Genomic DNA, 17,351 nt, shown 5'->3' with positions numbered 1-17,351 from the left:
CACGTGCCCAACCTGTTCGCCCGCAACGAGCGCCTGGTCTGCCACTTCGATACCGAATATGGGCCCATGGCGGTGGTGCTGGTCGGGGCGATGATCGTGGCCGCCATCGAAACGGTATGGGCCGGGCAGATCACACCGCTCTCGGGCCAGGTGCAGCGCGTGCGTTTCGACAAGCCGATTCACCTTGAGCGCGGCGAGGAAATGGGCCGCTTCAAGCTCGGCTCCACGGTGGTGATGGCCTTCGCCGGCAAGGTCGATTTCGACGCCAGCCTGGCACCCAAGACCAAGGTCTCCATGGGTCAGTCGCTGGGCGGCTTTCCCGACCGCGGCCCTGAGTTCTGCTAGGCGCCAGGTGTGGCGAAAGCCATGACTTCTGCCACGCTCGCCCGGCCCAGGGCGAGCTGAATCAGCCGGTCGATTCCCAGTGCTACGCCGCTACCCGCCGGCATGCCATGCGCCAGTGCGGCAAGCAGGCGCCTATCGACATCCACTTGTGGCAGGCCGAGGCGTTGCCGAGCGAGGTTATCCTCATCGAAGCGGGCGGCCTGCTCGCCGACGTCGGTGAGTTCGTCGTAGCCGTTGGCGAGCTCCAGTCCTGCGAGGTAGACCTCGAAGCGCGAGGCGACCCACTCGCCGTCCTCCGGGTCGCGATGGCGACGCGCCAGCGCTGCCTGGCTCGCGGGATAGTCCACCACCACGTCGACCCCCTCGTGCCCAAGCGTAGGCTCGATGACCAGGCTCATCAGCAGGTCGAGGCAGTCGTCGCGCCCAGCATCACGCATGTCGAGCCCGCCGCGCTCGCCGGCGATTCGGCTCAACGTATCGAACTCGATGCTGAAGGGGTCGAATCCCAGCATCTCGCGGAACAGCTCGCGATAACGACGGCGGCGCAGCGGGCCCGGATCGCGACCGAGCACTTGGCGAATCAGCGTAGCCGTCTCCTCGATCAGCTCGTCGAGAGAGAAACCCGGGCGATACCACTCCAGCATGGTGAATTCGATGTTGTGGCGGCCGCCCACCTCGCCGTCGCGAAAGCTGCGCGCGAGCTGGAAGATCGGCCCGCTGCCGGCGGCCAGCAGCCGCTTCATATGGAACTCGGGCGAGGTCTGCAGCCACAGCCGCTCGCACCCTGCCGGCGTGGACGCCTCGAGAGAGAGCGACGCCAGGTGCACGTCGGTGCTGCCGCCGTGGCCCAGCACCGGCGTTTCCACCTCCAGCACGCTGCGCTCGACGAAGAACGCCCGCACCTCGGCCAGCAGCCGCGCCCGCTCGCGCAAGGTCGCCATGGTGGCAGAGGGCTGCCAATCGATCTCCTGCATGGTCGTCACCATCGAAAACGCCGAGCCCACCAGGACTCGGCGTTGAAGCAGCTCGGCACCTGGTCAGGCACGTGACACATATTCGCCAGAGCGCGTATCGACTTTCAGCACCTCGCCCTGGTTGATGAACAGCGGCACGCGCACCACGGCACCCGAGGAGAGCGTGGCCGGCTTGGAACCGCCCTGGGCGGTGTCGCCCTTGAGGCCCGGATCGGTCTCGACCACTTCCAGTTCGATGAAGTTGGGCGGCGTCACGCTGATGGCGTTGTCGTTCCACAGGGTCACGGTGTAGGCCACCTGCTCCTTGAGCCACTTGACGGTATCGCCCAAAGCCTTCTTCTCGACGGCGTACTGCTCGAAGGAGCCGTCAGTCTTCATGAAGTGCCACATGTCGCCGTCGTTGTAGAGATACTCCATCTCGAGGTCCACCACATCGGCGCCTTCGAGGGATTCGCCCGACTTGAAGGTACGCTCCCACACGCGGCCGGTGATCAGGTTGCGCAGCTTCACGCGGTTGAACGCCTGGCCTTTGCCCGGCTTGACGAATTCGTTCTCGACGATCGCGCAGGGATCGCCGTCCAGCATCACCTTCAGACCGCCCTTGAATTCGTTGGTAGAATAATTAGCCATGTTGCCTCTCGAAAGATCGGGCGCGCCGCAGCAGGCTCTGGACGCGCACATACCGAATCGACGAGGATTCGAGCCCTCGCCCCATTGTGACTGGTGTGCCGCATGATAACCCGAAGCTCCGCCCTTTTGCAGAGACCGGATTCGCCAAGCGTCGACGTGATGCCCCTGACGCTTCCAAGCGCCTGGCAGACCCAACTGTCGCAGGCGATCCGCGACCCACGCGAGCTGTGCCGGCGGCTGGGGCTGGATGACGCCTGGCTGCCCGGCGCCGAGCGCGGCCACGCCCTGTTCGAGATACGTGTGCCGGAGGCGTTCCTTGCGCGCATGCGCCACGGCGACCCCAACGATCCGCTGCTGCACCAGGTGCTACCGCTCGCCGCCGAGGGGGAGAGCGTCCCCGGGTACGTCACCGACCCCTTGGCCGAGGCCGAGCACACCTCCGGGCCGGGGCTGATCCACAAGTACAACGGGCGAGTGCTGCTGATCGCGAGCCCCGCCTGCGCGGTGAATTGCCGCTACTGTTTTCGCCGCCATTTCCCCTATGCTGACAACAGCCCCTCCCGCGCCCAGTGGGAACGTTCGCTCGAGACGCTGCACAACGATCCGAGTATTCATGAAGCGATTCTCTCCGGCGGCGACCCACTAGCCGCCAGCGATCGCCAGCTCGCCTGGCTGATAGAACGTCTCGAGGCAATCCCCCACCTCAAGCGGCTGCGCCTTCATACCCGCCTGCCGGTGGTGATTCCGGACCGGGTCGACGATGCCCTGCTCGGCTGGCTCGGTGCCACACGATTGCAGAAGGTGGTCGTGCTGCACATCAACCACGCCAACGAGATCGACAAAGCCGTGATTGACGCCTGCGCGCGGTTGAAGGCGGCAGGTGCCACTCTGCTCAACCAGAGCGTGCTGCTGCGTAACGTCAACGACTCGGTGGATGCCTTGGCCCAGCTCTCCGAGCGGCTGTTCGAGGCCGGTGTGCTGCCCTATTACCTGCATGTGCTCGACCCGGTCGCGGGCGCGGCTCACTTCGACGTGCCCGACGAAGAGGCCCGCGAGCTGGTCGCGGGCCTCAGGGAGGAGCTGCCGGGCTTCTTGCTCCCCCGCCTGGTCAGGGAAATCCCCGGCGAAGCGAGCAAGACGCCCTTATAAGCTGTAAGCCATAAGCCGTAAGCTGTAAGTTAAATCCCCAAGGCATGACACCTTGGGGTTTCTTATGGCTTAAAGCTTACAGCTTATAGCTGCCGACCGGCGAAGCCGGTCAGGCCAGGGTCTCCGCAGTCACATTGGCGGCCGCCGGCTCGTTGGAGACATGCCGGTTGATCGCGCTCATCACCGCCTTCATCGAGGCGCTGGTAATGCTCTCGTCGGTGCCTACGCCGAATACCGCCTTGCCGTCGATGCGCACCTCGACGTAGGCGATCGCCTCGGCGTCAGCGCCTTGGCCACGCGAGTGCTCGTGGTAATCGATGATCTCCACGTCGTGACCGGCGGCTGCCAGGGCCTTGATGAATGCTGCCAACGGGCCGTTGCCTTCGCCGCCGATGGCGCGCCGCTCGCCATGCTCCTCGATGCTGGCTTCCAGCTTCACCTTGGGGCTGTCGGGCTCCGAAGAGAGGCGATGATTGACCATTGCATAGGGCGAAGTACGCATCAGGTACTCGTCGGCAAAAGCCTGGTAGATCATCTGTGAGGTGATTTCCTTGCCGGTACGGTCGGCAACTTCCTGCACCACCTGGCTGAACTCGATCGAGAGCCGGCGCGGCAGCTCGATACCATGCTCCTGCTCCAACAGATAGGAGACCCCACCCTTGCCCGACTGGCTGTTGACGCGGATCACCGCCTCGTAGCTGCGGCCCACGTCCAGCGGATCGATGGGCAGATAGGGCACCTCCCACATGGCATCCGGATTGGCGCGCCGCTCGGTCATGCCCTTCTTGATGGCATCCTGATGAGAGCCGGAAAAGGCGGTGAACACCAGATCACCGACATAGGGATGGCGCGGATGTACCGGCAACTGGTTGCAGTACTCCACCTCGCGCATGATCGGCGTGATGTTGGAGAAGTCGAGCCCTGGGTGAACCCCCTGGGTGTAGAGGTTCATCGCCAGCGTGACGATGTCGACGTTGCCGGTGCGCTCGCCGTTGCCGAACAGGGTGCCCTCGACGCGGTCGGCACCGGCCATTACGGTAAGCTCGGCGGCCGCCACGCCGGTGCCGCGGTCGTTGTGCGGATGAACGCTGACGATCAGACGATCGCGGTGCTTCACGTTGCGACAGAACCACTCCACCTGGTCGGCATAGTTGTTGGGCGTGGCCGCCTCCACCGTGGCCGGCAGGTTGACGATCATCTTCTTCTCGACCGTCGCCCCGTAGGCCTCCATCACCGCCTCGACCACCTCCTTGGCGAAGTCCATCTCGGTGGTGGTAAAAAGCTCCGGCGAGTACTGGAAGGTCCAGTTGGTTTCCGGTGCCGCCTCCATCAGCTCGCGAATCTGCCGGGTAGCGTCGACCGCGATACCGATGCACTCCTCCTTGCTGACGTTGAACACCACACGGCGGAACACCGGGTCGGTGGCGTTGTAGACGTGGACGATGGCGTTCCTCGCGCCTTTCAGCGCCTCGAAGGTGCGGTCGATCAAATGGGGACGCGCCTGGGTCAGCACCTGGATGGTGACGTCGTCAGGCACCTTGTTCTGCTCGATCAAGGCACGCACGAAATCGAAATCGGTCTGCGACGCCGAGGGGAAGCCGACCTCGATCTCCTTGAAGCCGATTTTAACGAGCAGGTCGAAGAAGCGCTGCTTGCGCTCCTGATCCATAGGGTCGATCAACGCCTGGTTGCCGTCGCGCAGGTCGACGCTGCACCACAGCGGCGGCGACTCGATACGTCGGTTCGGCCACTGGCGGTCGGGCAGGTCGACGGCGACGAAGGAGCGGTACTTGGCGGCGGGGTTGTCGAGCATCATGGTGGCATTCTCCCTGGGCTGGCGGCATTCAGAAACGACGACGCCCCGGCTGCATCGAGCATGCCGGGGCGTCGGAGCGATAAGCGGAACGATGGCCGCGACCGACAACGGTCACGACGCAACGGTGTACATGGCAGAAAACGCTTCGGGTGATTGACATTTCGGTACCTCGACTGACCTGGACAAAAACGCGATGCGCGACGCATCGCCCGGCGCTCAAAGGCCGGCTAGTAGTCGTAGGTTCAGGCTGAGGTAGCGGAATGTCGTGTTCATGTACTCTAGAAAATCAGTATGCGCGGCGCTTGTCAAGGCGCACTCCCGTTTTCCGCTTGTGTCTCGGCCTGCCGCCACCATTCGAACAACTCCTGGGGCACCGCCTCCTCGGCCACCGTCAGTAACCACAGCGAGGTGCCATTCGTGTCCTCCACGCTCAGGCAGAACCGGCGCCGGTCGGCACCCGGCGCCTCTTCCAGCCCTGCTCCCGATTCCGCACTCGACAGCAGGCGCCACAATTCGTCACGCTGCGCCTCGCTGTAGCGGGCACAATGGATGCAGCGTGGCCGCGACAGGCCGGGGAAGTGCGCCACCCCACCTTCGCGCCGCAGCCGGACAACGCTGGCCGGGGTCAACGGCGGCGGCTGGCTCACGGCAGCACTCCGACGCGACGCCAGCCTTCGCGCACCGCCGTCGCTTCCTGGCTCACGGCACCGTAGCGGCGCTCGGCATTGTCCAGCGTCAGCGTGGCGAAGGTGGGGAAATCGCTATCCTGACCCAGGCGCTGGTCGACGAGGGTGTCGTACCAGATTCGACCGGCCCGCTCCCAGGCATGGCCGCCCAGCGCCATGGCCGTGAGATGGAAGGCACGGTTGGGGATCCCCGAGTTGATGTGCACGCCACCGCTGTCCGCTTCGGTCACCACGAAGGCATCCATGTGGTCGGGCTGTGGGTCGCGCCCCAACAAGGGGTCGTCGTAGGCGGTACCCGGCCTGGCCATGGAGCGCAGGGCACGTCCGGCGACCCGCTCGGTGAACAGCCCCTTGCCGATCAGCCAGTCCGCTTCGTCGACGCTCTGCTCCAGTTGGTGCTGCCTGACCAGGCTACCGAACACGTCGCATAGGGACTCGTTGAGCGCCCCTGATTGACCAACGTAGGCCAGCGCGGCTTCGTGCTGAATGACGCCATGGGTCAATTCGTGTGCGAGGATGTCCAACGCGATGGTGAAGCGGTTGAACAGCTCGCCGTCACCATCGCCGAATACCATCTGCTGGCCATCCCAGAAGGCATTCTCGTAATCGCGGCCGTAATGAACCGTGGCCAGCAGTACCATGCCTTCGTCGTCGATGGAGTGTCGCTCATAGACCTCCCAGAACAATCGATAGGTCGCACCCAGGCCATGGTAGGCCTCGTCGACGGCGGGATCGCCGCTGTCGTCCTCCCCTTCGCCTCGAACCAGCCTTCCGGGCAGGGCCTGCTGCTGCTCGGCGGAATGCACGTAGCGGGCCGGCTCGCCGCGCTTGACACTGCCCTGGGGCAGAATGACGGCCCCGGCACGAGCGCGGAACTGCTGATCGACTACCAGAGTATGCCGGGCACACTCGCGCAAGTGGTTCGACCCAGCGCTGGCGATACGCTCGAGCATATAGGGCGGAAGAAAGAGCCTCGCCCCGGCGGGTAACGAATCGGCCATCCTTTTCCTCTCCTTCACCATCCGGCTCGCCCATCGAGCCCGCTTGATTAGAGCATAGCGGAAGACCTACTTCTCACGCCTCCCCAGCATCGCCTCCATGCGCGCCAGTTGGTCGCTCAGCGCCCGCACGTCGTTGCGCAGGCCGTGCAGCTCGGCAGCCTCGCCCTCGCCGCTCTCCAACTGCACCTGAATGCTCTCCTTCTGCATCACGTCGAGCACGATACCGATCATCATGTTGAGAAAAATGAAGGCATTCAAAAAGATAAAGGTAAGAAAGTAGATCCAGGCGTAGGGGTAGTGCTCCATGGTCGGGTAGAGCACCGCCGTGGCCCAGCTCTCGAAGGTAGCGACCTGGAACAACGTCAGCATGGCCAACGAGATATTGCCCCACAGCTTCTCATCGACGCTGGCGAACAGAAAACTGCCGATGGCGCCGTAGATGTAGAAAATGATGAACATCAGCAACGCCACGTAACCCATGCGCGGGATCGATTTGAACAGTGCCGCGATCAGCATGCGCAACTCGGGGATCATCGATACCAGGCGCAGCACGCGGAAGATGCGCAGCAGCCGCGCCAGCAGCACCATCTCCGAATCGTCCATGGGAATCAGGCTGGCGGTAACGATGAGGAAATCGAAGACGTTCCAGCCGCGCTTGAAGAAGTCGCGCAGGCGCTTTTCGGCCGCCATGCGGATCAAGATCTCGACGAGGAAAAAGACAGTCACCGCCGTGTCGAGTAGCAGTAGCCACTCCTGGATGGGGCTGACCTCTTCCTCGTAGGTCTTGGCACCAATCAGCAGGGCCGAGACGACGATGATGGTGATTACCGTCAGCTCAAAGGCCTTGTGGGCGCGCAGTCGCTCGAAGCGGTCGCGCCAAGTTTCGAAAGAAGCGCTCATTGGAAATTCTCGAAAGTACCTTGGACAGGAATCCGAAGTGACAGGAGCCGAACCGCCGGCGGCAGACCAGGCGACACCAGCGGTCGAGGCGGCGTGATGGTATCACGAGCGCGAAACGAAGAGAGCACACTGGATGGCGCCGGTGGTTTCACCAGTTCTTACGACAGCGAAACCTTTATTCACGCTCCCCGCCTTGTCCTGACGGTTGTGCGCTGCCTACCTTCAAATCATCACGTGCACAAGGGAAGCGCTGATAAATCGGCGAGCGGGATGAAGCACAAGGCGCACGGAGCACAGTACCGAGCGAAGCGACAAACAGCCGTAGGCTGGCCCCGAACGGGCGAGAAGCCGAAGGCTGCGAGTCAACCGGAGCCTATGGGGTATAGGTGAGGATTTCGACCGGGCTGGCGCACCAGCACCGCGCAACGCAGTGATTCGCACGCGCAGACATTTATGCAGTGTTTTCCAAGGAAAAGGAACCCGACACATGAGCGAAGAGAAGCAGCCACCTCAGGAGCAGTCCCACCAGCCAGGCGCCGAGTACAAGATGGATCCCAAGCCGGAGTACATCCGCGCGAGCTACCGTGGCGCCGACAAGCTCAAGGACAAGGTCGCGATCATCACCGGAGGCGACAGCGGTATCGGTCGCGCTGCCGCCGTGCATTACGCCCGTGAGGGAGCCGATTGCGTCATCGTGCATCTGGAGGAGGATACCGATGCTCGCGAAACGCAATCCCTGATCGAAGCGGAAGGACGCCGCTGCCTGGTACTCAAGGGCGACGTTGGCGAGCCATCATTTTGCCAGGAGATCGTCGACAAGACGCTACAGGAGTTCGGCAAGCTCAATATCGTCGTGCACAACTCGGCCGAGCAGTACGACTGGGACGACATCACCGACATTCCCGACGACCAGCTCCAGCGTACCTTCCAGACCAATGTGTTCAGTCACTTCTATCTGACCAAGGCGGCCCTGCCGCATATGCACGAGGGGGACTCGATCATCTGCACGTCATCGATCAACGCCTTCAAGGGAAACCCGTCGCTGATCGACTATACCGCCACCAAGGGCGCGATCCAGGGCCTGGTGCGCTCGCTGGCCAAGCCACTGGCCGAGAAAGGCATCCGGATCAATGCCGTAGCCCCGGGGCCGGTATGGACACCGCTGATCCCGGCCAGCTTCCCCGCCGAGAAGGTCGCCTCCTTCGGCGGCCAGGTGCCGATGAACCGCGCCGGCCAGCCCTCCGAGATGGGGCCGGCCTACGTCTACCTGGCTTGCGAGGAGTCCTCCTACATGAGCGGCCAGACGCTGCACCTGAACGGCGGCGTGGTGCTCAACACCTGAGCATGCATGCGACAGCGCCCGCCTGGAGCCTCCAGGCGGGCGCACGTTTTCTGGCAGTTTCAAGAATGTGCTTCAGGTGGTGAGTTCCGCTGGGGCCAGCAGGCCCGCCAGTTCCTGTGCGTGAATGGCTGCCTCGCGGCCGCGGGGGGTCAGGTAGCCGGCATCGGCCTGGGTCACCAGGCCCTTGGCATGCAGTCGCGAGGCGGCGGCTACGGCCCCGGTAGCGGCGCTGCCGGCATGCACCTTGAGGCCTTCATGGGTAGTATCGAGATTAAAGAGACAGAGAAGGTTGAGCTCTTCCAGCAACTCGCCGGAGAAATGCGCTTGGGCCATGGCGACCTCCGATGTGATAGACCTTCGAGACAGGACTTTCAAAATGAGTCCTTCGCGACAGATCCTTCGAAGGTACGCCACTTGCTCGTGCTTCACCAGTGTCGTCGTCAACCCGCGCGGCTCTCGTCCTCCAGGTCCCCTTCACGGTAGCCCATCAGATAGAGCACGGCATCGATGCCCAGGGTCGAGATCGACTGGCGCGCCTGGCTGCGCACTAGCGGCTTGGCGCGAAAGGCGATACCGAGCCCGGCGGTGGCGAGCATCTTGAGGTCGTTGGCGCCGTCGCCCACGGCAATGGTCTGCTCCATGGCCAGCCCCTCGCGTGCGGCGATCTCGCGCAGCAGCTCGGCCTTGCGACTGGCATCGAGGATCGGCTCGTGCACTTCGCCGGTAACCTTGCCGTTCTCGATCACCAGTTCGTTGGCGTGAATCTCGTCGAAGCCGAGCTTGTCCTGCAGGTGACGGGCAAAGTAAGTGAAGCCGCCGGAGAGAATCGCGGTGCGATAACCCAGCCGCTTGAGATGCTTCATCAGCCGCTCGACGCCATCCATCAAAGGCAGTTCCTCGGCGATCTCGGCAAGCACCGCTTCGTCGAGTCCCTTGAGCTTGGCCATGCGTTCGCGGAAGCTCTGCTGGAAGTCGAGTTCACCGCGCATGGTACGCTCGGTGACCGCCGCAACGTCATCAAAGACGCCGTGGCGGCGCGCCAGCTCGTCGATCACCTCGGCCTGGATCAGCGTCGAATCCATGTCGAAGCAGACCAGGCGACGATGGCGGCGCCAGATCGAATCCTCCTGGAGCGCGATGTCGACGCCATGCATGGCGCCCAGAGCCAGCGCCTTCTCGCGCAGGCTGTCGAGATCGACCTCCTCGCCGCGCAGCCAGCACTCGACGCAGGCGCCGAATGGCGGCACGCCGCCATCCAGCGGTTCGCGCCCGGAGAGCCGGTGGATCAACTCCACGGTGAGGCCATGCTCGGCGGTGAGAGCGCCGACCTCGGCCAGGATGCCGGCGGGCAGGTGCGGTGCCAGCAGGGTCAGGATCAGCCGCGGCTCGCTGGCATGCGCACTCCAGCGCTGGTAGTCCTCGGCGCTGACCTGGATCGCCTGCACGTCGAGGCCCAGGCTGATGCCGGCCTCGTTGAGTGCGCCTTCCAGGTCGCTGTCGCGGTCGAGCCCGACCAGGGCCTCGAGCGACACCATGCCGAAGGTCACGCTCTGGTTGATATCGAGCAGCCGTGCGCCGCTGCGCGCCATGGCCTGGCCCAGGCCGGCCAGTTGGCCGGGACGTGCCGCGCCGGTGGCGCGAATCAGCAGTCGTCTTGTCATAGGTCCGTCTCAAGTCTATCGACCTTCTGCAGGCCGCGGGGCAGCTTGCTGCCGCGGCGGCCGCGTTCGCCGCGATAATAATCCAGATCGGCATCCTTGAGGGTCACGTGGCGTTTGCCGGAATGTACCACCAGCGCCGCTCCGGTGGGCAGGATGACATAGTCGCGCATCAGCTCCTCACGCCGGGCCGCCCGGGCACCGGGAATGTCGATCATCTTGTTGCCCTTGCCCTTGGCCATCTCCGGCAACTGCTCCAACGGGAAGACCAGCAACCGCCCTTCGTTGGAAACGGCCGCCACCCACAGATCCTCGCCCTCCGGCACGCGAACCGGAGCCATGACACGGCAACCCTTGGGTACCGAGAGCACCGCCTTGCCCGACTTGTTCTTGCCGATCAGCTCCTCCAGCTTCGCCACGAAACCGTAGCCGCCATCGCTGGCGAGCAGATAGCGGGTCTCGGGCGGCGCCAGCATCAGTCCGGCCATGTGGGCGCCGGCGACCACGTTGACCCGGCCGGTCACCGGCTCGCCCTGGCTGCGGGCACTGGGCAGGTTGTGAGCGGCCAAGGTGTAGGTGCGGCCAGTGTCGTCGAGCAGCACCAGCGGCTGGTTGGTCTTGCCGCGGGCGGCCAGAGCGAAGCGGTCGCCGGACTTGTAGGAGAGCCCTTCCGGGTCGATATCGTGGCCCTTGGCGGCACGAATCCAGCCCTTCTCGGAGAGCACCACGGTGATGGGATCGGCGCCCATCAGCTCGACCTCGGAGAGTGCCTTGGCCTCCTCGCGCTCGACGATCGGCGAGCGGCGCTCATCGCCGTGCTCGCGGGCTGCCTCGCGCAGCTCCTCCTCGATCAGGTCGGTGAGCTTGGCCTCGCTGCCGAGCAGCGCCTTCAAGCGCTTGCGTTCGGCTTCCAGCGCGTCCTGCTCGCCGCGGATCTTCATCTCCTCGAGCTTGGCCAAATGGCGCAGGCGCAGCTCGAGGATCGCTTCGGCCTGGCGATCGGACAGGCCGAAGGCTTCCATCAAGGCACTCTTGGGCTCATCCTCCTCGCGAATGATGCGAATCACTTCGTCGATGTTGAGGTAAGCGACCAGCAGGCCCTCGAGAATATGCAGGCGGTCCTCGACCTTGCCCAGGCGATGCTCGAGGCGCCGACGTACCGTCTTGCGCCGGAAGCTGAGCCATTCGCCGAGCATGTCCGGCAGCGGCATCACCCGCGGGCGGCCGTCGAGGCCGATCACATTGAGGTTGACGCGTATGTTCTTCTCGAGATCGGTGGTGGCGAACAGGTGCGCCATCATGGCCTCGATGTCGACGCGATTGGAGCGTGGCTCGATCACCAGCCGGGTCGGCTCCTCATGGGTCGATTCGTCGCGCAGATCGTCCACCATGGGCAGCTTCTTGGCCTGCATCTGGGCGGCGATCTGCTCGAGCACCTTGGACCCGCTGACCTGGTAGGGCAGCGCGGTGACCACCACCTTGCCCTCCTCCATGGTATAGCGGGCACGCAGCTTGACCGAGCCGCGGCCGCTCTCGTAGAGCTTCTGCAGGTCGTCGCGGGAGGTGATGATCTCCGCCGCGGTGGGGAAGTCCGGCGCCGGCAGGTGCTGAACCAGGTCGGCGGTGGTGGCGTCTGGATGGCGCAGCAGGTGGCAGGTGGCCTCGACCACTTCGTGCACATTGTGCGGCGGAATGTCGGTAGCCATGCCCACGGCGATGCCGGTACCGCCATTGAGCAGCACATGGGGCAGGCGCGCCGGCAAGACCACCGGCTCGTTCATGGTGCCGTCGAAGTTGGGGGTCCAGTCGACGGTGCCCTGGCCCAGCTCGGCGAGCAGCACCTCGGCAAACTTCGACAGCCGCGATTCGGTGTAGCGCATCGCCGCGAACGACTTGGGATCGTCGGGGCTGCCCCAGTTGCCCTGGCCGTCCACCAGCGGGTAGCGGTAGCTGAACGGCTGAGCCATCAGCACCATCGCCTCGTAGCAGGCGCTGTCGCCATGAGGGTGAAACTTGCCCAGCACGTCGCCGACGGTACGCGCCGACTTCTTGTACTTGGCGCTGGCGTTCAGCGCCAGCTCGCGCATGGCGTAGACGATGCGCCGCTGCACCGGCTTCATGCCGTCGCCGATGTGCGGCAGCGCCCGGTCGAGGATGACGTACATCGAGTAGTCGAGATACGCCTTCTCGGTGTATTCGCGCAGCGAGAGACGTTCGACGTCGCCCTCCGCCACCTGGATATCCATGGTCATGGGGTTAGCGCCCTATCTGCCATCATGGAAAAATCGCGGGCCGTGCCCGCACGAAACGTATCAAACAAGATGCGGCTGCGCCGCTGCAAGAAGGAAGATCGGCGCTTCGCGCCTGGGAGAAAGAAGAACACCCATGACCTACGTAGGGACGGCACATGCTGTCTTCCCCTCTTCCCTCTTACACCTCGATATCCGCCAGGTTGCCGTAATCTTCGAGCCAGCTCTTGCGGTCCGACGCGCGCTTCTTGGCCAGCAGCATGTCCATCATCTCCATGGTGCCGTCACCGCCCTCGCGGGTGAGCTGCACCAGACGCCGGGTCTCCACCGCCATGGTGGTCTCGCGCAGCTGCAGCGGGCTCATCTCGCCGAGGCCCTTGAAGCGCTGCACGTTGGGCGTGCCGCGCTTGCCCTCTAGGCGACGCAAAATCGCCGCCTTCTCGCTCTCGTCCAGGGCGTAGTGCACTTCCTTGCCCAGATCGATGCGGTAGAGCGGTGGCATGGCGACGTAGACGTGGCCGGCATCGACCAGCGCGGGGAAGTGGCGCACGAACAGCGCGCACAGCAGCGTGGCGATGTGCAGGCCGTCGGAGTCGGCGTCGGCGAGAATGCAGATCTTGTGGTAGCGCAGCTGGCCGAGGTCGTCGCTGCCCGGATCCATGCCCACCGCCACGGCGATGTCGTGGACCTCCTGGGAGCCATAGATGTCGTGGCTATCGACCTCCCAGGTGTTGAGGATCTTGCCGCGTAGCGGCAGGATCGCCTGGGTCTCGCGGTTGCGCGCCTGCTTGGCGCTGCCACCGGCGGAATCGCCCTCCACCAGGAACAGCTCCCCCTGGGCCGGGTCCTGGCCGGAGCAATCGGCCAGCTTGCCGGGCAGCGCGGGGCCGGCGGTAACCTTCTTGCGCGCCACCTTCTTGGCGCTCTTCTGGCGCCGCTGGGCAGCACTGATGACCAGCTCGGCCAGCGTCTCGGCCTGGTCGACGTGATGGTTCAGCCACAGCGAGAAGGCATCCTTCACCACGCTGGAGACGAAGGCCGCCACAGTGCGCGACGAGAGCCGCTCCTTGGTCTGGCCGGCGAACTGGGGGTCGAGCATCTTCACCGAGAGCACGTAGGCGACGCGTTCCCACAGGTCCTCGGCGGTGAGCTTGACGCCCCGCGGCAGTAGGTTGCGGTATTCGCAGAACTCACGCAGGGCCTCGAGCAGGCCCGAGCGCAGCCCGTTGACGTGGGTGCCGCCCTGGGTCGTGGGGATCAGGTTGACGTAGCTCTCCATCAGCGTTTCACCGCCCTCGGGGAGCCACTGCACCGCCCAGTCCACCGCCTGCTCGTCGTCGGCGAAGTGGCCTATCAGCGGCGAGGCCGGCAGCACCTCGAAGCCGTCGGTGGCCTGGGCCAGGTAGTCGCGCAGGCCGTCCTCGTACTGCCAGACGCTCTCGGCGCCGTCGGTTTCGACCAAGGTGACCTTGAGCCCGGGACACAGCACCGCCTTGGCCCGCAGCAGGTGCTTGAGCCGCCCCATGGCCAGCCTGGGACTGTCGAAGTAGGACTCGTCGGGCCAGAAGCGCACCAGGGTACCGGTGGTGCGTTTGGCCACGCTGCCGATCTCGGCCAGCTCCGATACCTTGTCGCCATGCTCGAAGGCCATGCCGTGGCGAGCGCCGTCGCGCATCACCTCCACTTCCAGGCGCCGCGACAGGGCGTTCACTACCGACACGCCGACGCCATGCAAGCCACCGGAGAAGCGATAGCTGGACTGGGAGAACTTGCCGCCGGCGTGGAGCCGGGTGAGGATCAGTTCGATCCCGGAGACACCGTGCTCGGGGTGAATGTCGATCGGCATACCGCGACCGTCGTCGGAGACCTCGATGCCCCCATCCTCGAGCAAGCGCACGGTGACTTCGCGGGCATGGCCGGCCAGCGCCTCATCGACGCTGTTGTCGATGACCTCCTGGGCCAGATGGTTGGGCCGTGTGGTGTCGGTGTACATGCCGGGGCGCTTGCGCACCGGGTCGAGACCGGAGAGAACTTCGATTGAGCTGGCACTGTACTGTGTCATGCGTGTCCCAAAGCCATTACGAATTCGATTGCGCTCCCAGCAGGATTCCGCTCCTTCCCTGACGCCCGTCCCCTACCGTCGGGCTCACCCCGACGCCGCGGCCTTCACGCGCTCCGGCGCCAGACGATGCCCGCCGTGCGCCAGTATTGCCGGCAGGTACGTCTCCAGCATGCTGAACACGTGATCCCCTCCGGGGTGCAGAAGTGTCCTGGCGCCACGATAAAGCGCGAAGGCATCCGTCGGGTCAAGCGTCTCGTCGGCAGTCCCCAGCAGCAGCAGGTAGCGCTCGGGGGAGACACGCTGCGGCGTCAACGCGGCCAGCTCCTCACCATGCGCCGTCTCGATGACGAAGCGCTCGCCGGTATGCTCATTGACGAAGGTCTCGCCGACCCACTCCGACACCAGCCGCGCCGGCCGTACTGCCGGGTTGACCAGCGCGGCCAACAGGTCGTGACGCTCGGCCAGGCAGGTGACCAGGAAACCGCCCATGGAGCTGCCGACCAGCAGCGGATTAGGGCCCAACTCCTTCAACAGTGCATCGGCCAGCTGCAGGGCCGCGGCAGGGCGATGCGGCAGCTGCGGCGTCTCGCAGGGTAACGCCAGCGCGGCACAGGCGGCCCGCATCAGCACCGCCTTGGGCGAGCCGTAGCCGCTGTTGAAGCCGTGCAGGTAAAGCACGCCGCTGGCCGGCAGCGGCGCCCAGGGCGCATTCAGCATACCGAACCCACTGTATACATTACCAGCCCTTCCCCTTTATCTGCTTCAACGCTCACGCTCCCCGCTCGGCATGCCAGACCGCTTCGAGCAGGGCCCGGGTGGAAGCATCCATGTTCTCATGACCGTGATGATCGGCCAGGATGCGTTCGGTCTCGCCGGCGATCTGCTTGCCCAGCTCGACGCCCCACTGGTCGAAGGGGTTGATGCCCCAGATGGCAGCCTGAACGAATACCTTGTGCTCGTAGAGCGCGATCAGCGCCCCCAGAGTGGCCGGCGTCAGGCGATCGAGCAACAGCGTGGTGGAGGGCTGGTTGCCGCGATAGCGCTTGTGGCCGGGCCGCTCGCCCGGTTCGTCGATGGCGTCGTCGCCGAGCATCAACAGGCGCGACTGGGCGAAGCAGTTGGCCAGAGTCAGGCGGTGCTGAGCCATCAAGTGCTTGCGGGTCGCCGTATCCTCGACGTCGTCGTAACGCGTCAGCGGAGCGATGAAGTCGCACACCACCGGCTGGGTGCCCTGATGCAGCAGTTGGTAGAAGGCGTGTTGGGCATTGGGACCAAGCTGGCCCCACAGCACCGGACAGGTCGAGTAGCCCACCTGGCGGCCGTCGTGGGTGGCCGACTTGCCGTTGGACTCCATCTCGAGCTGCTCGAGGTAGGCGGCGAAGTGCTCCAGGCGGCCATCATAAGGCAAAATCGAATGGGCGCGGATGTCGAGGAAGTTGACGTTCCAGATGCCTGCCAGCGCCAGCAGCACCGGCAGGTTGTCGTCAAGAGGCGCCTTGGCGAAATGCTCGTCCATGGCATGGGCGCCGGCCAGCAGCTCGCGAAAGTTGGCCATGCCGATCACCAGGGCAATGGGCAACCCGATGGCTCCCCATAGCGAGTAACGGCCGCCGACCCACTCCCAGAACAGCAGCTGGTTGGCCTCGGCGATGCCCCACTCGCTCATCTTCTCGGGCTTGGCCGAGACGCCGACGAAGTGTTGGCGCATCACCATTTCCTCGTCCACCCCCTGGATGCCGTCGTTCACCAGCCGCGCCAACAGCCAGTCGCGGGCGGTACGCGCATTCGACAGGGTATCGATGGTGGTGAACGATTTCGACGAGATCACGAACAGCGTGGTCTCGGGATTGAAGCGGTTGAGGTAGTCGGCGAGCTGCGAGCCGTCCATGGTAGAGGCGAAGTGCACTTCTACGTGATGAGCGTCGGCAGGCCGATAGTCGGCCAACGCGTGGGTCACCATCAGCGGGCCGAGATCGGAGCCACCCACACCAAGGTTGACCACGTCGTGAATCGGTCGACCGGTGGCGCCGCGCCACTGCCGGGCGTGCAGGCGCGCAACCATGGTGGCCATGCGATCGAGCGTGGCATGCACGCCGGGTACCACGTCCTCGCCATCGACGACCAGCGAAGCCTCGGCGGGCAGGCGCAGCGCCGTATGCAACGCTGGGCGATCCTCGCTGACGTTGACCCGTTTGCCGGCCAGCAGTGCCTGAATCCCTTCCGGCACCCCGGCTTCACGTGCCAGGTCCAGCAGCAACGCAAGCGTCGTGTCGCTCCAGCGCTGCTTCGACAGGTCGAGGGTCAGCCCCGCCGCCTGCTGCGTGAAGGCGTGACCTCGCGCCTGGTCGACGAACAGCTCGCGCAAATGGGTGGTGCGCATCTCCTCGGCGTGTTCCATCAGCCGCTGCCAGGCGCCAGTCTGGTCGATTGGGGCGTGGTTCATAGCAATCCTCCTTGACGTATTGCGGAGCAACCGCGTCGTTGACGGCTAGCGTAAGACAGGCGAAATCCTTCGCTCACAGGCTAGCCTTGTATCCGC

General features: G+C 64.7%; 15 protein-coding genes. 3 read left to right on the top strand and 12 right to left on the bottom strand.

All coding sequences use genetic code 11. The features are described from left to right. A partial coding sequence (locus HBJ55_RS15730; RefSeq protein WP_206022688.1) for a phosphatidylserine decarboxylase occupies nucleotides 1-345 on the top strand: 345 nt, incomplete at its 5' end. Here HBJ55_RS15730 and epmA read toward each other — a convergent pair. Both epmA and efp read right to left on the bottom strand, forming a co-directional pair. After that, entirely contained in the window at nucleotides 342-1,319 is a 978-nt protein-coding gene (epmA, locus tag HBJ55_RS15725) for an EF-P lysine aminoacylase EpmA (RefSeq protein WP_167116947.1), read from the bottom strand. The two genes, HBJ55_RS15730 and epmA, sit on opposite strands and share 4 nt — an antisense overlap. A gap of 63 nt (nucleotides 1,320-1,382) precedes the next feature. Beyond that, nucleotides 1,383-1,949: an elongation factor P gene (efp, locus tag HBJ55_RS15720; protein WP_167116944.1), complete on the bottom strand. Its 567-nt coding sequence runs from the start codon at nucleotides 1,947-1,949 to the stop codon at nucleotides 1,383-1,385. Nucleotides 1,950-2,108: 159 nt separating this feature from the next. On the opposite strand from efp, the gene epmB reads away from it, so the two are divergent. Then, nucleotides 2,109-3,098: an EF-P beta-lysylation protein EpmB gene (epmB, locus tag HBJ55_RS15715; protein WP_240936148.1), complete on the top strand. Its 990-nt coding sequence runs from the start codon at nucleotides 2,109-2,111 to the stop codon at nucleotides 3,096-3,098. A gap of 109 nt (nucleotides 3,099-3,207) precedes the next feature. Here the strand turns inward: epmB and leuA are convergent, their stop codons facing one another. The 4 genes from leuA to HBJ55_RS15695 form a co-directional block, all read right to left on the bottom strand. Then, the gene (gene leuA / locus HBJ55_RS15710) at nucleotides 3,208-4,914 is read right to left on the bottom strand and encodes a 2-isopropylmalate synthase (RefSeq protein WP_167116939.1); all 1,707 of its coding nucleotides are present in this window, start codon (nucleotides 4,912-4,914) and stop codon (nucleotides 3,208-3,210) included. Nucleotides 4,915-5,219: 305 nt separating this feature from the next. Beyond that, on the bottom strand, nucleotides 5,220-5,561 hold the full coding sequence (locus tag HBJ55_RS15705) for a protealysin inhibitor emfourin (RefSeq protein ID WP_167116650.1): 342 nt from the start codon (nucleotides 5,559-5,561) through the stop codon (nucleotides 5,220-5,222). Then, on the bottom strand, nucleotides 5,558-6,601 hold the full coding sequence (locus HBJ55_RS15700; protein WP_167116936.1) for a M4 family metallopeptidase: 1,044 nt from the start codon (nucleotides 6,599-6,601) through the stop codon (nucleotides 5,558-5,560). Before HBJ55_RS15700 ends, HBJ55_RS15705 begins: the two co-directional genes overlap by 4 nt. Before the next feature lie 66 nt (nucleotides 6,602-6,667). Continuing rightward, the gene (locus HBJ55_RS15695; RefSeq protein WP_167116932.1) at nucleotides 6,668-7,501 is read right to left on the bottom strand and encodes an ion transporter; all 834 of its coding nucleotides are present in this window, start codon (nucleotides 7,499-7,501) and stop codon (nucleotides 6,668-6,670) included. Between the two features lie 487 nt (nucleotides 7,502-7,988). Here HBJ55_RS15695 and HBJ55_RS15690 point away from each other — a divergent pair, with 487 nt between their 5' ends. Continuing rightward, nucleotides 7,989-8,843: an SDR family oxidoreductase gene (locus HBJ55_RS15690; protein WP_167116930.1), complete on the top strand. Its 855-nt coding sequence runs from the start codon at nucleotides 7,989-7,991 to the stop codon at nucleotides 8,841-8,843. A gap of 72 nt (nucleotides 8,844-8,915) precedes the next feature. On the opposite strand, the gene HBJ55_RS15685 is transcribed toward HBJ55_RS15690, so the two are convergent. The 6 genes from HBJ55_RS15685 to pgi form a co-directional block, all read right to left on the bottom strand. After that, the gene (locus HBJ55_RS15685) at nucleotides 8,916-9,176 is read right to left on the bottom strand and encodes a TIGR02647 family protein (RefSeq protein ID WP_167116927.1); all 261 of its coding nucleotides are present in this window, start codon (nucleotides 9,174-9,176) and stop codon (nucleotides 8,916-8,918) included. 107 nt (nucleotides 9,177-9,283) lie between these two features. Beyond that, nucleotides 9,284-10,504 carry a phosphoserine phosphatase SerB gene (serB, locus tag HBJ55_RS15680; protein WP_167116924.1) on the bottom strand — a complete coding sequence of 407 codons (1,221 nt, stop codon included), beginning with the start codon at nucleotides 10,502-10,504 and terminating at the stop codon, nucleotides 9,284-9,286. Further along, a complete protein-coding gene (parC, locus tag HBJ55_RS15675) occupies nucleotides 10,501-12,753 on the bottom strand; it encodes a DNA topoisomerase IV subunit A (protein ID WP_167116921.1) in 2,253 nt (750 codons plus the stop codon). Before parC ends, serB begins: the two co-directional genes overlap by 4 nt. 178 nt (nucleotides 12,754-12,931) lie before the next feature. Continuing rightward, a complete protein-coding gene (parE, locus tag HBJ55_RS15670) occupies nucleotides 12,932-14,812 on the bottom strand; it encodes a DNA topoisomerase IV subunit B (RefSeq protein WP_167116918.1) in 1,881 nt (626 codons plus the stop codon). 84 nt (nucleotides 14,813-14,896) lie between these two features. Then, complete coding sequence (locus HBJ55_RS15665) at nucleotides 14,897-15,529, bottom strand: YqiA/YcfP family alpha/beta fold hydrolase (RefSeq protein ID WP_167116915.1); 633 nt, start codon at nucleotides 15,527-15,529, stop codon at nucleotides 14,897-14,899. Between the two features lie 52 nt (nucleotides 15,530-15,581). Further along, nucleotides 15,582-17,255 carry a glucose-6-phosphate isomerase gene (pgi, locus tag HBJ55_RS15660; protein WP_167116912.1) on the bottom strand — a complete coding sequence of 558 codons (1,674 nt, stop codon included), beginning with the start codon at nucleotides 17,253-17,255 and terminating at the stop codon, nucleotides 15,582-15,584. Between the last annotated feature and the right edge of the window lie 96 nt (nucleotides 17,256-17,351).

Source organism: Billgrantia bachuensis (genome assembly GCF_011742165.1).
GTDB classification, from domain to species: Bacteria; Pseudomonadota; Gammaproteobacteria; order Pseudomonadales; family Halomonadaceae; genus Halomonas; species Halomonas bachuensis.
Note: the sequence above shows the minus strand (reverse complement) of the source record. Positions and strands in the feature narration are given on the sequence as shown.

Coding starts and splice junctions, on each gene's coding strand:
- HBJ55_RS15695 (WP_167116932.1), bottom strand. CDS start 7,501: ATGAGCGCTTCTTTCGAAACTTGGCGCGACCGCTTCGAGCGACTGCGC.
- parE (WP_167116918.1), bottom strand. CDS start 14,812: ATGACACAGTACAGTGCCAGCTCAATCGAAGTTCTCTCCGGTCTCGAC.
- efp (WP_167116944.1), bottom strand. CDS start 1,949: ATGGCTAATTATTCTACCAACGAATTCAAGGGCGGTCTGAAGGTGATG.
- epmB (WP_240936148.1), top strand. CDS start 2,109: ATGCCCCTGACGCTTCCAAGCGCCTGGCAGACCCAACTGTCGCAGGCG.
- parC (WP_167116921.1), bottom strand. CDS start 12,753: ATGACCATGGATATCCAGGTGGCGGAGGGCGACGTCGAACGTCTCTCG.
- epmA (WP_167116947.1), bottom strand. CDS start 1,319: ATGCAGGAGATCGATTGGCAGCCCTCTGCCACCATGGCGACCTTGCGC.
- serB (WP_167116924.1), bottom strand. CDS start 10,504: ATGACAAGACGACTGCTGATTCGCGCCACCGGCGCGGCACGTCCCGGC.
- HBJ55_RS15665 (WP_167116915.1), bottom strand. CDS start 15,529: ATGCTGAATGCGCCCTGGGCGCCGCTGCCGGCCAGCGGCGTGCTTTAC.
- HBJ55_RS15690 (WP_167116930.1), top strand. CDS start 7,989: ATGAGCGAAGAGAAGCAGCCACCTCAGGAGCAGTCCCACCAGCCAGGC.
- HBJ55_RS15685 (WP_167116927.1), bottom strand. CDS start 9,176: ATGGCCCAAGCGCATTTCTCCGGCGAGTTGCTGGAAGAGCTCAACCTT.
- HBJ55_RS15700 (WP_167116936.1), bottom strand. CDS start 6,601: ATGGCCGATTCGTTACCCGCCGGGGCGAGGCTCTTTCTTCCGCCCTAT.
- pgi (WP_167116912.1), bottom strand. CDS start 17,255: ATGAACCACGCCCCAATCGACCAGACTGGCGCCTGGCAGCGGCTGATG.
- leuA (WP_167116939.1), bottom strand. CDS start 4,914: ATGATGCTCGACAACCCCGCCGCCAAGTACCGCTCCTTCGTCGCCGTC.